Genomic DNA, 13,786 nt, shown 5'->3' on the forward strand with positions numbered 1-13,786 from the left:
ACCGGGTCCAAGCCCCCGGAGGAGAGCCGGCGGCGGGAAAAGGGAATGTCGGTGGCCCGTGGGAGGATCGTCGGGTGGCTGAGAAAGTATCCGGATCGAAGAAGACGACCGACCGACCCAGGCTGATGCTGCTCGACGGGCATTCGCTGGCATACCGGGCGTTCTACGCGCTGCCCGTGGAGAACTTCAACACGGTCACGGGCCAGCCGACGAACGCGGTGTACGGGTTCACGTCGATGCTGGCGAACACGTTGCGCGACGAAGCGCCCACGCATCTCGCGGTGGCGTTCGACGTGTCGCGCAAGACCTGGCGGTCGGAGGAGTTCCCGGAGTACAAGGCGACGCGGTCGAAGACGCCGGACGAGTTCGGGTCGCAGCTGGCGCTGATCGGGGAGCTGCTGGACGCGATGGTCGTGCCGCGGTTCGCGGTCGAGGGCTTCGAGGCCGACGACGTGATCGCGACGCTGGCCACGCAGGCGGAGGCGCTGGGGTACGAGGTGCTGATCGTCACCGGCGACCGGGACTCGTTCCAGCTGGTGTCGGAGCACGTCACGGTGCTGTATCCGACGAAGGGCGTCTCGGAGCTGACGCGGTACACCCCGGCGAAGGTCGAGGAGAGGTACGGCCTGACACCCAGGCAGTACCCGGACTTCGCGGCGCTGCGCGGCGACCCGTCGGACAACCTGCCGGGGATCCCGGGGGTGGGGGAGAAGACCGCGGCGAAGTGGATCACCCAGTTCGGCTCGTTCGAGGAGTTGTGCGAGCGGGTCGACGAGGTGAAGGGCAAGGCGGGGGACAACCTGCGCGCGCACCTGGACGCGGTGAAGCTGAACCGGCGGCTGACCGAGATGGTGCGGGACGTGGCGTTGCCCGCGCGCGCCGAGCAGTTGGGGCGGGAGCCGTACGACCGCGAGGCGTTGGGCCAGGTGCTGGACGCGCTGGAGTTCCGCAACCCGAACTTCCGGGAGCGGCTGTTCGCGGCCGACCCGGGGGCGGCGGCGGAGGAGGCGGAGATCGCCGAGGGTGTGGCCGTGGAGGGCACGGTGCTGTCGGCGGGTGAGCTGCCGGGCTGGCTGGAGGCGCGGGGCGCGGGCCCGGTGGGGCTGGCGAGTGTGGACACCTGGGCGCTGGGTTCCGGCAGCGTCACCCAGGTTGCGCTGGCCGACGCCGAGGATGCGGCGTGGTTCGACCCGACGCAGCTGGACGAGGCCGACGAGAAGGCGTTCGCGGCGTGGCTGGCCGACCCGGAGCGCGCCAAGGTGGTGCACCACGCGAAGAACGCGATGCGGGTCTTCGCGGAGCACGGCTGGCGGCTGTCGGGGGTGTCGATGGACACGGCGCTGGCGGCGTACCTGATCAAGCCGGGCCGCCGGTCGTTCGCGCTCGACGTGCTGTCGGTGGAGTACCTGGGCCGTGAGCTGGCCCCGGCCGCGGCGGACAGCGGCCAGTTGGCCTTCGGCGAGGAGGACGACGGGGAGGCGGCCGCCGCGGCGGCGCTGATGGTGCAGGCGCGCACCGTGCTGGATCTGGGCGACGTGTTCGGGCAGCGGCTGCCGGAGGTGGGCGCGGCGGAACTGCTGCACGACGTGGAGCTGCCGACCTCGGCGCTGCTGGCGAAGATGGAGCGGGCCGGGATCGCCGCGGACCGGGCGCATCTGGAGGGGCTGGAGGAGCAGTTCGCCGGTGCGGTGCGGCACGCGGTGGAGGAGGCGCACGCCTCGGTGGGCCACGAGTTCAACCTCGGTTCGCCCAAGCAGCTCCAGGAGGTGCTCTTCGGCGAGCTGGGCCTGCCCAGGACGAAGAAGACGAAGACCGGTTACACCACGGACGCCGACGCGCTGGCGTGGCTGGCCGCGCAGACCGACCACGAGCTGCCGGTGATCATGCTGCGGCACCGCGAGCAGGCGAAGCTGCGGGTCACCGTGGAGGGCCTGGTCAAGACGATCGCGCCCGAGGGCCGTATCCACACCACCTTCAGCCAGATCGTCGCGGCCACCGGCCGGCTGTCGTCCACCGACCCCAACCTGCAGAACGTGCCGGTGCGGACCGACGAGGGCCGGGCGATCCGCCGGGGCTTCGTCGTCGGCGAGGGGTACGAATCGCTGCTCACCGCGGACTACAGCCAGATCGAACTGCGGGTGATGGCGCACCTGTCGGAGGACGACGGCCTGATCGCCGCGTTCACCTCCGGTGAGGACCTGCACACCACGGTGGGCTCGCACGTGTTCTCCGTGCAGCGGGACGAGGTCGACGCGGAGATGCGCCGCAAGATCAAGGCGATGTCCTACGGCCTGGCGTACGGCCTGTCGGCGTTCGGGCTGTCCCAGCAGCTCGGGATCGAGGCGGCCGAGGCGCGGGCGTTGATGGAGACGTACTTCGAGCGCTTCGGCGGGGTGCGCGACTATCTGCGGCGTGCGGTGGAGGAGGCCCGCGGCACCGGGTACACCGAGACGCTGCTCGGGCGGCGCCGCTACCTGCCCGACCTCACCAGTGACAACCGGCAGCGCCGGGAGATGGCCGAGCGGATGGCGCTCAACGCGCCGATCCAGGGGTCGGCCGCGGACATCGTGAAGATCGCGATGCTGCGGGTCGACGAGGCCCTCGTCGAGCAGGGGCTCCGTTCCCGGATGCTGCTGCAGGTGCACGACGAGATCGTGCTGGAGGTGGCTCCGGGGGAGCGGGAGCAGGTCGAGGAGTTGGTGCGGCACGAGATGTCGCACGCGTATCCGCTGCGCGCGCCGCTGGATGTGTCCGTGGGGGTGGGGACGGACTGGGAGTCCGCGGCGCACTAGGGGGCCCCTGACCCCCGGGGTTCCCCGTTCTGCCGGTTGAGGGACCACCTGTCGGTGGGTGGTTGCCCGCGCAGTTCTCCCCCAGCCTGGCGGCTGGGTGGTGCCCCCACGCGCCCCTGGTAGGTGCGGCTCCTTCCGTGAGAAGAGGGCCGCCGGCCAGGGGCGGGCGGCCGTGCTTCCGTGGGGCGCTCTGAATACGGGGCGAACGAGGGGTTAATCGGGCGGGTTCGTACCCTGTGGATCGTCGAGGGGCTGTAGTCGGGGGGCTGAAGTTGCCGTAGGGTCATCCGAGTTGCGGCGCAGGAACGGGCCCGCACGTCGTTTTCGGGAGGGGCGCCGATATGTCAGCGCGGCGATACGGCAGCAGCAGGAAGGTCCGCAGGGGAGTGGCGGGGACCGCGGTGGCAGCCGCGGCGATGGCCGCGTTGGGTGCCTCGCAGGCGCCCGGTTTCCTGCCGGTGGCCCACGCGGCGACGCAGGACCAGCAGCAGGCCCAGTCGGCCGCGCCGCCGGACAGTTCCATCGACGGCGACTCCCCGTACGTCACGGCGCTCCCCCCGCTCAACAGCCCGGCGGGTCCGCTCGCGCCGACCCCCGGCACCGGCAGCGACACCAGCGTGACGGTTCCCGGTGGCGGTGCGAGCCTGCCGACGACGGTGCTCGCGGCGTACGAGCGGGCGCAGTCGTCGGTCGGGCAGACCGACCCGGGCTGCCACCTGCCGTGGCAACTGCTCGCCGCGATAGGCCAGGTGGAGTCCGGCCAGGCACGTGGCGGCGCGGTCGACGCGAACGGCACCACGTACAAGCCGATCCTCGGCCCGGTGCTCAACGGGAACGGCTTCGCGAACATCAGCGACACCGACAACGGCCAGTACGACGGCGACCCGGTGCACGACCGGGCGGTCGGCCCGATGCAGTTCATCCCGTCCACGTGGCGCACGTGGGGCGCGGACGGCAACGGCGACGGGGTGAAGGACCCGAACAACGTCTACGACGCCGCGCTCGCGGCGGCGCACTACCTGTGCGCGGACGGGCGGGACCTGGCGGTGCCCGCCGACATGGACCGGGCGATCCTGGGCTACAACCACTCGCAGGACTACCTGAACCTCGTCATGTCCTGGTACGAGCACTTCCGGCAGGGCGGCGCGGTCTCGGTGCCGGACCGTTCCGGCAGCGTCGGGCCCGGGATCAAGCCGCCGGCGGTGACCCCGGCGAGCCCGAACCCGACGCCCTCGGGGACCGCTTCGCCGACGCCGTCCCCGACGAAGAGCGTCAGCGGGAGCGTCGGGCCGACGTCGCCCGGCGGTTCCTCCAGCCCGACCTCCAGCCCCACCGGCGGCCAGCCGACGACCCCGCCGTCCGGGGACCCGACGACGACCCCGCCCACCACGCCGCCCAGCGACGACCCGACCACTCCCGGCTGCCCGACGGACTCCACGACGCCGACGCCCACGGACTCCGGGACCGCCACGCCGACGCCCACGGACTCGGGCACCACCTCGCCGACGCCCGACCCCTGCGACACCAGCGGTACGACGACGCCGACCCCCGACCCGACCGACACGGCGGGCGCGGCCACGGGCGCGGGCCTCTCCTCCTCCTGACGGAGCGGGCGGGCCCGCCTTGGCGGCGGCCCGCCCGTCCGCGAAGTCCCGCTACTTGCGCGGCCGCACCGCGCGGGTGGGCCGCGCGGTGGACGGGTCCTCCGGCCACGGGTGCCGCGGGTAGCGCCCGCGCAGCTCGGCCCGGACCGCCCGGTAGCCCTCGCGCCAGAAGGACGCGAGGTCGGCCGTCACGGCGGCCGGGCGCCCGGCGGGGGAGAGCAGGTGCACCACGACGGGCACGCCCGCCACGCGCGGGGTCTCCCGCAGCCCGAACAACTCCTGGAGCTTGACGGCGAGTACGGGCTGCTCGCCGCTGTAGTCGACGCGGATCCGGGACCCGGTCGGGACCTCGATCCGCTCCGGCACCAGCTCGGCGAAGCGGGCCGCCTCACCGGTGGCCCACGGCAGCAGGCGGTTCAACGCGGCGCCGGCGTCGATGCGTTGGAGGTCGGCGCGGCGCCGGGCGGAGGCCAGTTCGGGGCCGAGCCATTCGGGGGCCCGCGCGAGCAGCGCCTCCTCGGCGACGTCCGGCCAGGCGCCGCCCAGCACGCGGTGGGCGAACGCCATCCGCTGCCGCAGCTCTCCCGCCTCCCGTGACCAGCGCAGCAGCCCGGTGCCCTCGGCGCGCAGGCCCTCCAGCAGCGCGTCACCCAGGGCCGCCGGGTCGGGGCGACGCAGCGGCGCGGTGCCCAACTCGACGGCGCCCAGGCGTTCCACCGTGCGCGCGACCACGTCGCCGTCCCGCCAGCGCACCTCCTGGTAGCTCTCCAGGGCGTGGCCGGCCGCCTCGCGGGCGATGTCCTCGTCGACGACGGCCGCCACCCGCACCCGGGCGCTGGCCCGTCCCGCGCCCCGGTCGGCGACGGCGACCGCGATCCACTCGGCCTCGCCGACCGTGCCGGAGACCTCCGCGGCGGTGCCGCCGACCATGAGGTAGGCGCCCGGTCCGCGCCGCCGGGCCACCCGTTCGGGGAAGGCCAGGGCAGCGACGAGCCCGGCCACCGCGTCATCGGTGAGCCGGCCGCGGCCCCCGCGGGTTCCCCCGCCGTGGTCGGTGCCGCGCAGCGCGCCCTCCAACCGGCGTGCCTCGGCGCGCCAGCGGCCGCCGTACGGGTCGCCGCCGCGCCTGGCCCGGTGCCAGGCGGCGGTCAGGTCGGAGCCGTAGGAGCCGGGCAGTTCCTCCGACAGCAGGGCGGTGACCTCCGCGGCGCGCGCGGCGCCGGCCGCGGGGGCCGCGTCGAGCAGGGCGCGGGCCAGCCGCGGGTGCAGGCCGAGCAGCGCGAGGTGCCGGCCGCGGTCGGTGGCACGGCCGTCCGGGTCGGTGGCGCCGAGCTCGTGCAGGGTGGTGCGGGCGGCAGCCAGGGCGCCGGGCGGGGGAGCGTCGAGGAGGGCGAGTCCGGTGGTGTCGGGCTCGCCCCAGCAGGCGGCCTGCAGGGCGAACGCGGTCAGGTCGGCGAGCGCGATCTCGGGTGCGGGCTGCCGCGGCAGCCGGGCGTGCTCGGCCTCGGCCCAGCAGCGGTAGACGGTGCCGGGCGCCTCCCGGCCCGCGCGGCCGGCCCGCTGCTCGGCCGCGGCCCGGGAGACCCGCACGGTGGTCAGCGCGCCGAGGCCGCGGGCGTGGTCCATGCGGGGCTCGCGGGCCAGCCCGCAGTCGACCACGACGCGCACGCCCGGCACGGTCAGGCTGGACTCGGCCACGGACGTGGCGAGCAGGACCCGGCGGCGCTCCCCGGCCGCGAGCGCGGCGTCCTGGACGGCGGCCGGTGCCCTCCCGTGCACCTGGAGGACGTCCACCCCGAGCCCGCCGAGCATCCCGGCCACCCGGGCGATCTCGCCTGCGCCCGGCAGGAAGCACAGCACGTCGCCCTCCTGCTCGCCCAGCGCCCGCCGGACGGTCGCCGCCACGTGCTCCAGGAGCGCCGGGTCGACCCTCATGCCGTGCGGTGGCCGCACCGGCCGCAGCGGCGGCGTCCAGCGCACCGCCACCGGGTGCAGCACTCCCTCGGCCTCCACCACGGGGCCGTCCAGCAGTGCCGCCCAGGCCGCGGTGTCGGTCGTCGCGGAGGCCGCCACCAGCCGCAACTCCGGCCGCAGCACGGAGCGTACGTCCAGCAGGAAGGCCGTCGCGGTGTCGGCGTCGAGGTGCCGTTCGTGGCACTCGTCGAGCATCACCGTGCCGACGCCGCGCAGTTCGGGGTCGCGCTGCAACCGCTGGAGCAGCACTCCGGTGGTGACCACCTCCACCGCGGTGGACGCCGACACCCGCCGCTCGCCGCGCACGGTGAAGCCGACGGTGCCGCCGACCTCCTCGCCGAGCAGCCACGCCATCCGCCGCGCGGCGGCGCGCGCGGCCATCCGCCGCGGCTCGGCCACCAGGACCCGCCCGTCGAACTCGGCCGCCAGCAGCAGCGGTACGAGGGTGGTCTTCCCGGTGCCGGGCGGCGCGGCGAGCACCGCCCGCCCGCCCTCGCGCAGCGCGGCCAGCAGCGCGGGAACCACCGGCGCGACCGGCAGGGCCAGGCCCTCGGGCCGCGGCCGGATCACGGCGCGAGGCACACGAAGATCGCCGTGCCCGGCAGCAGCCGGCCGCGCAGCGGGGACCAGCCGCCCCACTCCTGGTCGTTCCACTGCGGCCACTCCGGCTCCACCACGTCCACCAGCCGCAGTCCGGCCGCGGCGATCTCCCGCACCCGGTCGCCCAGCGTGCGGTGGTGCTCGACGTACACCGCCAGCCCCCGGTCGTCCTGCTCGACGTAGGGGGTGCGGTCGAAGTAGGAGGAGACGGCGGTCAGCCCCTCGGGGCCGGGTTCGTCGGGGAAGGCCCAGCGCACCGGGTGCGTCACGGAGAACACCCACCTGCCGCCGGGTCGCAGCACCCGCGCCACCTCGCGGTGCACGCGCGCGGTGTCCGCGACGAAGGGCAGCGCCCCGTACGCGGAGCAGGCCAGGTCGAAGGAGTCGTCGGCGAAGGGCAGCACCCCGGCGTCGGCCTGGACCAGCGCGGGGGTGGCCGGCCCGTGCTGCCGCGGTTCCAGGTCGATGCGCCGGGCGTGCTGGAGCTGGCGGTGGGAGAGGTCCAGGGCGACCGGGCGGGCGCCCCGGGCGGCGAGCCAGCGCGAGCACTGGGCGGCGCCGGCGCCGATCTCCAGGACGTCCCGGCCCTTCAGGTCGGCGGCCGGGCCGAGCAGTCCGGCGTCCGCCTCGTCCAGCCCCTCCGGCCCCCACACGAACCGGTCGTCGCCGAGGAAGTCGCCGTGGTCGCGCTGGTAGTCGTCGGCGTTGCGGTCCCACCACCGGCGGTTGGCCCGGCTGCTCTCGGTGGTCCCCGCGGTGCGGCGGGTGGCTTCGGGTTCGGGTCCTTGGATCATCGCGGCTGTCGTCGTACTCTCTGAGGTGAACAGCGGGTGGTGATGTTTATGCCGGTTCGGTCGGTTATGCGCCTGCTGTGCCTCTTCGCGCATTGACCGTGCCCGGCTGCCCCCGTATGCTACAAGTTGCGCTGCGAGCCTGCGCGCCTCAGACGGAGCAGGCCACGCTCGAACTGTTGCAGAACCCTCGGCCTAGCGGCTTCGGGCCCTCACGAGTGGGTGAGGGCGGCAGGAAGAAAACGGCTCCCGGCGTAGCAGTACCTACGACTTACTGTCCGTACCGGAGTCCTTTCCCTAATGACGAGCAGCACCGAGGCCCCTCGTACCACCCCGCAGGTGGCGGTCAACGACATTGGCAACGAGGAAGCCTTCCTCGCCGCGATCGACGAGACGATCAAGTACTTCAACGACGGCGACATCGTCGACGGCGTCATCGTGAAGGTCGACCGGGACGAGGTCCTGCTCGACATCGGTTACAAGACCGAAGGCGTCATCCCTTCCCGCGAGCTGTCGATCAAGCACGACGTCGACCCCAACGAGGTCGTTGCCGTGGGCGACGAGATCGAGGCGCTGGTCCTTCAGAAGGAGGACAAGGAAGGCCGCCTGATCCTCTCGAAGAAGCGCGCGCAGTACGAACGCGCGTGGGGCACCATCGAGAAGATCAAGGAAGAGGACGGCATCGTCACCGGTACCGTCATCGAGGTCGTCAAGGGCGGCCTCATCCTCGACATCGGCCTGCGCGGCTTCCTGCCCGCGTCGCTGGTCGAGATGCGCCGGGTGCGCGACCTCCAGCCGTACGTCGGCAAGGAGCTCGAGGCGAAGATCATCGAGCTGGACAAGAACCGCAACAACGTGGTCCTGTCCCGCCGCGCCTGGCTGGAGCAGACCCAGAGCGAGGTCCGCCAGACCTTCCTCACCACCCTGCAGAAGGGTCAGGTGCGCTCCGGCGTCGTCTCCTCGATCGTCAACTTCGGTGCGTTCGTCGACCTCGGCGGGGTCGACGGCCTGGTGCACGTCTCCGAGCTGTCCTGGAAGCACATCGACCACCCCTCCGAGGTCGTCGAGGTCGGCCAGGAGGTCACGGTCGAGGTCCTGGACGTCGACATGGACCGCGAGCGCGTCTCCCTGTCGCTGAAGGCGACCCAGGAAGACCCGTGGCAGCAGTTCGCCCGGACCCACCAGATCGGGCAGGTCGTGCCCGGCAAGGTCACCAAGCTCGTTCCGTTCGGTGCGTTCGTGCGCGTGGACGAGGGCATCGAGGGCCTGGTGCACATCTCCGAGCTGGCCGAGCGCCACGTGGAGATCCCCGAGCAGGTCGTCCAGGTCAACGACGAGATCTTCGTCAAGGTCATCGACATCGACCTGGAGCGCCGCCGGATCTCGCTGTCCCTCAAGCAGGCCAACGAGTCCTTCGGTGCCGACCCGGCCTCGGTCGAGTTCGACCCGACCCTGTACGGCATGGCCGCGTCCTACGACGACCAGGGCAACTACATCTACCCCGAGGGCTTCGACCCCGAGACCAACGACTGGCTCGAGGGGTACGACAAGCAGCGCGAGGAGTGGGAGGGCCAGTACGCCACGGCCCAGACCCGCTTCGAGCAGCACCAGGCGCAGGTCATCAAGTCCCGCGAGGCCGACGAGCAGGCGGCGGCCGAGGCCGGCTCCGCCTCCCCGGCGGCGGCTGCGGGCGCCGGTGGCGGCGGTGGCTCGTACTCCTCGGAGTCCGAGGACAACAGCGGCGCCCTGGCGTCCGACGAGGCGCTCGCCGCACTGCGCGAGAAGCTCGCGGGCGGCCAGAGCTGACGCACCGCTTCGGGCGCTCCGGCGCCCAGGGCATCCGGTGGGCCCGCACCCCTTCCCAGGGGTGCGGGCCCACCGCCGTTGGTAGGGGCGCGCGCCGTCGCGTCCTTCAGTCCGATGAACGACGGTTGCTCCCGTGAACGACGACGGCCCCGGCGTGTCGCGCCCGTGCCGGTACGGCGGCGCGCCAGAGGCCCGGCGCGGATCACGGCCGGAAAGCGGTTCGCCCGCCGCGACGGGAATGGCGGGCGGATACGGTTCGTTGTGGCTGACGAGGAGCAAGGGAGGACGATCACCGTGGCAGATCCGCAAGGGCTGTACGAGTACGTGCCGGGCGGCGCGGAAGCCGTCGACGAAGCGGTCGGCGACACCGGACCCGTCCTGCTGTACTACTTCGAGGGCTACATGGACGCCGGTGAGACCGGCCAGCAGATCTCCCAGCACCTGCTGGACCGGCTCGACAACCAGCTCATCGTGCGCTTCGACGCCGACCGGCTCGTGGACTACCGTGCCCGCCGCCCCCTGATGACCTTCGAGCGCGACCACTGGTCGGCGTACGAGTCGCCCGGCATCGATCTCTACCTGGTGCGTGACACCACCGGCACCCCGTTCCTGCTGCTCACCGGCTCGGAGCCGGACGTGGAATGGGAGCGCTTCAGCGCGGCCGTCCTCCAGGTGATCGAGCGCCTCGGCGTCCGACTCGCCATCAACTTCCACGGCATCCCCATGGGCGTCCCGCACACCCGCCCGGTCGGCCTGACCCCGCACGGCAACCGGGTCGACCTCATGCCCGGGCACCGCGCATGGTTCGAGGAGGCCCAAGTCCCCGGCAGCGCCGCCTCCCTGATCGAGCTGCGGCTCGCCGAGGCCGGCCGTGACGTGCTCGGCGTCGCCGCCCACGTGCCGCACTACCTCGCGCGTTCGCCCTACCCCGACGCGGCGCTCGCCGTGCTGGAGACCGTCACCGCCGCGACCGGGCTGGTGCTCCCCGACATCGCGCACGCCCTGCGCCGCGAGGCCCACACCGTGCGGGTCGAGATCGACCGCCAGGTCGCCGAGGGCGACGGCGAACTCGTCTCCGTCGTCCGCGGGTTGGAGAGCCAGTACGACGCGGTGGCCGGCTCCCAGAGCCGCGAGAGCCTGATCGCCGAGCCCGTCGACCTCCCCTCCGCGGATGATCTCGCCGCCGAGTTCGAACGTTTCCTGGCCGACCAGGAAGACGACGGCCGCTGATTCCTTCGGGGTGGGGTGCCCCTGACCCTCCGGGGTGCCCCTGTCCGCCGGTTGAGGGACCACCTGCCGGTGGTGGGTTGCGGCCCTGACCCTCCAGGGTGCCCCGTCCTGTGAGTTGCGGGACCTTGCGGTCCGGCTGTGGTTGTTCGCGCAGTTCCCCGCGCCCCTTGGTGGTTGCCCTCTTTTCGCGGAGGGAGCCGCACATACCCAGGGGCGCGGGGAACTGCGCGCTCAGCAGGCCACCGCCAGGTGGTCCCTGAACCGGCAGGACGGGGCACCCCGGGGGGTCCCGTAGGCTCCAGCCATGCTGATCGTGGGACTCACTGGTGGAATCGGCGCCGGGAAGAGCGAGGTAACGCGGCTGCTCGGGTCGTACGGGGCGACCGTGATCGACTCCGACCGGATCGCGCGGGAGGTGGTGGAACCGGGTACGCCCGGACTCGCCGCCGTGGTCGAGGAGTTCGGCCCGGACGTGCTCGCGCAGGACGGCACCCTGGACCGCCCGCGGCTCGGCGCGATCGTCTTCGCCGACGAGGACCGCCGCAGGGCGCTCAACGCGATCGTGCACCCGCTCGTCGCGCGCCGCTCCGCCGAACTCCAGCAGGCCGCGGGCCCGGACGCGATCGTCGTGCACGACGTCCCCCTGCTCACCGAGAACGGCCTCGCGCCGCGCTACGAGCTGATCGTCGTCGTGGACGCCTCGCCCGCGACCCAAGTCGACCGGTTGGTACGCCGGCGCGGCATGGCCGAGGCGGAGGCCCGCTCGCGGATGGCCGCGCAGGCCACCCGCGAGGAGCGGCTCGCGATCGCGGACCTGGTGATCGACAACGACGGCCCGCTGGACGCCCTCGAACCGCAGGTGCGGCAGGTCTGGCGGCAGCTGTGCGACCGCGCGGCGGCACCCACCATGGAATAGCGCATCCGGCAGCGGGGGGCCGGCGGCGCCGCGGGAATGCGGTTGCCGCCGGTTGTGTTGGGTATGTCTGTCCAGACGATCACTCGTCACGTGTGCCCGATTCCAGGGAGGCGGCCTTGCCCGAGCGGTCCCCGGAAACCTTTGTCATCGACTACCGCGCCGCGGAGCAACTGCTGGGTGCCCGCGACCCGCGCGGCGCCGTCAAGCTGCTCGACCCGCTGGTCTCCGCCCACCCGGAGAACACCGCGGCCCGCCTGCTGCGCGCCCGCGCGTTCTTCGCCGCGGCCCAACTGCGCCCGGCCGAGCTCGAGTTCCAGATCGTTCTCGAACGGGAACCCGACAACGCCTTCGCGCACTTCGCGCTCGCCCGTACGCTGGAACGCGCCAATCGCTCTACCGAGGCCCAGCGACACTTCCGTCTTGCCGCCGCGCTCGACCCGCGCCCCGACTACCTCGCCGCTGCCCGCTTCGACGCGAACTGACCTACTGCCCTGTCGAGAGGGGCCCGGGAGATGGAAGTCGTCGTCGTCCTTGTGATCATCCTCGCCGTCGTCGGTGCGATCGGCCTGATGAGCAGCCTCAGGGTGGTCAAGCAGTACGAACGCGGGGTGATCTACCGGTTCGGCCGGGTCAACGCGCTGCCCAAGGAGCCCGGCCCGCGCATGCTGGTCCCCTTCGTGGACCGGATGACGAAGGTCAACATGCAGGTCGTCACCATGCCGGTGCCCGCGCAGGACGGCATCACCCGCGACAACGTCTCGGTACGCGTCGACGCGGTGCTGTACTTCCGCGTGATCGACCCGATCCGGGCCACCGTGGACGTGCAGAACTACCAGTTCGCCATGCTCCAGGTCGCCCAGACCTCGCTGCGCTCCATCATCGGCAAGAGTGACCTGGACGACCTGCTGTCCGGGCGGGAGCGGCTGCACGAGGGACTGGAGCTCATGCTGTCGACGCCCGCCACCGGCTGGGGCGTGCACATCGACCGGGTCGAGATCAAGGACGTGGCGCTGCCGGAGTCCATGAAGCGGTCCATGGCCCGGCAGGCCGAGGCCGACCGGGAGCGGCGGGCCCGCATCATCACCGCCGACGGCGAGTTCCAGGCGTCGCAGAAGCTGTCGGAGGCGGCCAGGACCATGGACGCCAACCCGTCGGCCCTGCAACTGCGGCTGCTGCAGACCGTGGTGGAGGTGGCCGCGGAGAAGAACTCCACGCTCGTCATGCCGTTCCCGGTGGAGATGCTGCGGTTCTTCGACCGGGCGGCGGGCGGGTCGGGCGCGGCGGAGCAGGACCCGGCGGGCGCCGCGGCACCCGCCGCGGCACCGGCACCCGCGCCCGAGGTGGCCGCGGAGACCGAGCCGGCCGCTCTCGCCGAGCCCGACGCCCCGGCCGAACTGCCCCGCGCCGCCGGCCAGCCGCAGATCCCCGACCCGCGCAGCTCCGAGGAGTAGCCGGCGCCACCGGCGTGACGGGTCCGCGGCCCGCGCCCCCGTTCCGGCCTGCCCCAGGGCCGGTCAGAACAGCGGCGCGGGCAGCACTCCTTCCAGCGCCAGCAGCGTCCGCTTGATCTCCAGGCCGCCGCCGAAGCCGCCTATGCCGCCGCTGCTCTCGATCACCCGGTGACAGGGCACCACCACCGGCAGCGGGTTCGACCCCATCGCCGTGCCCACCGCCCGGGCCGCGCCCGGCTCGCCCACCCGGTCCGCGAGGTCCTGGTACCCCACTACCGAGCCGTACGGCACGCCCGTGGCCAGCTCGCGCAGTACCCGGCGGTTGAAGCCGGTGGTCAGCGACCAGTCCAGCGGCAGGTCGAACTCCTTCAGCTCTCCGGCGAAGTAGGCGTCCCACTGCCGCGTCACCGGCGCCAGCCGCTCCGCGTCCTCCACCGCCACGCAGCCGAGCCGCCGCTCCAGCGCCTTCACCTCCCGCGCCACCGTTTCCGGACCGGCCCGGAACGCCACCAGCACCAGCCCCTGGCCGCTGCACGCCGCCATCAGCGGGCCCACCGCCGTCTCCCGCACCACCCAGGCCACCTCGTCCATGCCCCCACGCTAGCCCCCGGGTCCGACAACG

Annotated in this window: 10 protein-coding genes; 7 read left to right on the top strand and 3 right to left on the bottom strand. The window is 73.1% G+C overall.

What is annotated here, in order from left to right:
* Positions 1–125: 125 nt before the first annotated feature.
* On the top strand, positions 126–2,792 hold the full coding sequence (polA, locus tag C4U44_RS03095) for a DNA polymerase I (RefSeq protein ID WP_407642771.1): 2,667 nt from the start codon (positions 126–128) through the stop codon (positions 2,790–2,792).
* A gap of 341 nt (positions 2,793–3,133) precedes the next feature.
* Positions 3,134–4,396 carry a lytic transglycosylase domain-containing protein gene (locus tag C4U44_RS03100; protein WP_103883981.1) on the top strand — a complete coding sequence of 421 codons (1,263 nt, stop codon included), beginning with the start codon at positions 3,134–3,136 and terminating at the stop codon, positions 4,394–4,396.
* A gap of 51 nt (positions 4,397–4,447) precedes the next feature.
* Here the strand turns inward: C4U44_RS03100 and hrpB are convergent, their stop codons facing one another.
* On the bottom strand, positions 4,448–6,952 hold the full coding sequence (hrpB, locus tag C4U44_RS03105; RefSeq protein WP_235031754.1) for an ATP-dependent helicase HrpB: 2,505 nt from the start codon (positions 6,950–6,952) through the stop codon (positions 4,448–4,450).
* On the bottom strand, positions 6,937–7,764 hold the full coding sequence (locus C4U44_RS03110; RefSeq protein ID WP_103883983.1) for a class I SAM-dependent methyltransferase: 828 nt from the start codon (positions 7,762–7,764) through the stop codon (positions 6,937–6,939). Before C4U44_RS03110 ends, hrpB begins: the two co-directional genes overlap by 16 nt.
* A 297-nt stretch (positions 7,765–8,061) precedes the next feature.
* Here C4U44_RS03110 and rpsA point away from each other — a divergent pair, with 297 nt between their 5' ends.
* The 5 genes from rpsA to C4U44_RS03135 all read left to right on the top strand — a co-directional run bounded on the left by rpsA (position 8,062) and on the right by C4U44_RS03135 (position 13,164).
* Positions 8,062–9,567: a 30S ribosomal protein S1 gene (rpsA, locus tag C4U44_RS03115; RefSeq protein WP_103883984.1), complete on the top strand. Its 1,506-nt coding sequence runs from the start codon at positions 8,062–8,064 to the stop codon at positions 9,565–9,567.
* A 294-nt stretch (positions 9,568–9,861) separates the two neighbouring features.
* Positions 9,862–10,797 (top strand): PAC2 family protein, encoded by a 936-nt coding sequence (locus C4U44_RS03120; RefSeq protein ID WP_103883985.1) that lies wholly within the window; start codon positions 9,862–9,864, stop codon positions 10,795–10,797.
* Positions 10,798–11,101: 304 nt separating this feature from the next.
* The gene (gene coaE / locus C4U44_RS03125; RefSeq protein WP_103883986.1) at positions 11,102–11,713 is read left to right on the top strand and encodes a dephospho-CoA kinase; all 612 of its coding nucleotides are present in this window, start codon (positions 11,102–11,104) and stop codon (positions 11,711–11,713) included.
* A 116-nt stretch (positions 11,714–11,829) separates the two neighbouring features.
* Entirely contained in the window at positions 11,830–12,195 is a 366-nt protein-coding gene (locus tag C4U44_RS03130) for a tetratricopeptide repeat protein (RefSeq protein WP_103883987.1), read from the top strand.
* 30 nt (positions 12,196–12,225) lie between these two features.
* Positions 12,226–13,164, top strand: a complete 939-nt coding sequence (locus C4U44_RS03135; protein ID WP_103883988.1) for a slipin family protein — start codon at positions 12,226–12,228, stop codon at positions 13,162–13,164.
* Positions 13,165–13,227: 63 nt separating this feature from the next.
* Here C4U44_RS03135 and C4U44_RS03140 read toward each other — a convergent pair whose 3' ends face one another.
* Positions 13,228–13,755 (bottom strand): methylated-DNA--[protein]-cysteine S-methyltransferase, encoded by a 528-nt coding sequence (locus tag C4U44_RS03140; RefSeq protein ID WP_103883989.1) that lies wholly within the window; start codon positions 13,753–13,755, stop codon positions 13,228–13,230.
* Positions 13,756–13,786 lie beyond the last annotated feature (31 nt).

Source organism: Actinacidiphila yanglinensis, from assembly GCF_900107965.1.
Classification (GTDB): Bacteria; Actinomycetota; Actinomycetes; order Streptomycetales; family Streptomycetaceae; genus Actinacidiphila; species Actinacidiphila yanglinensis.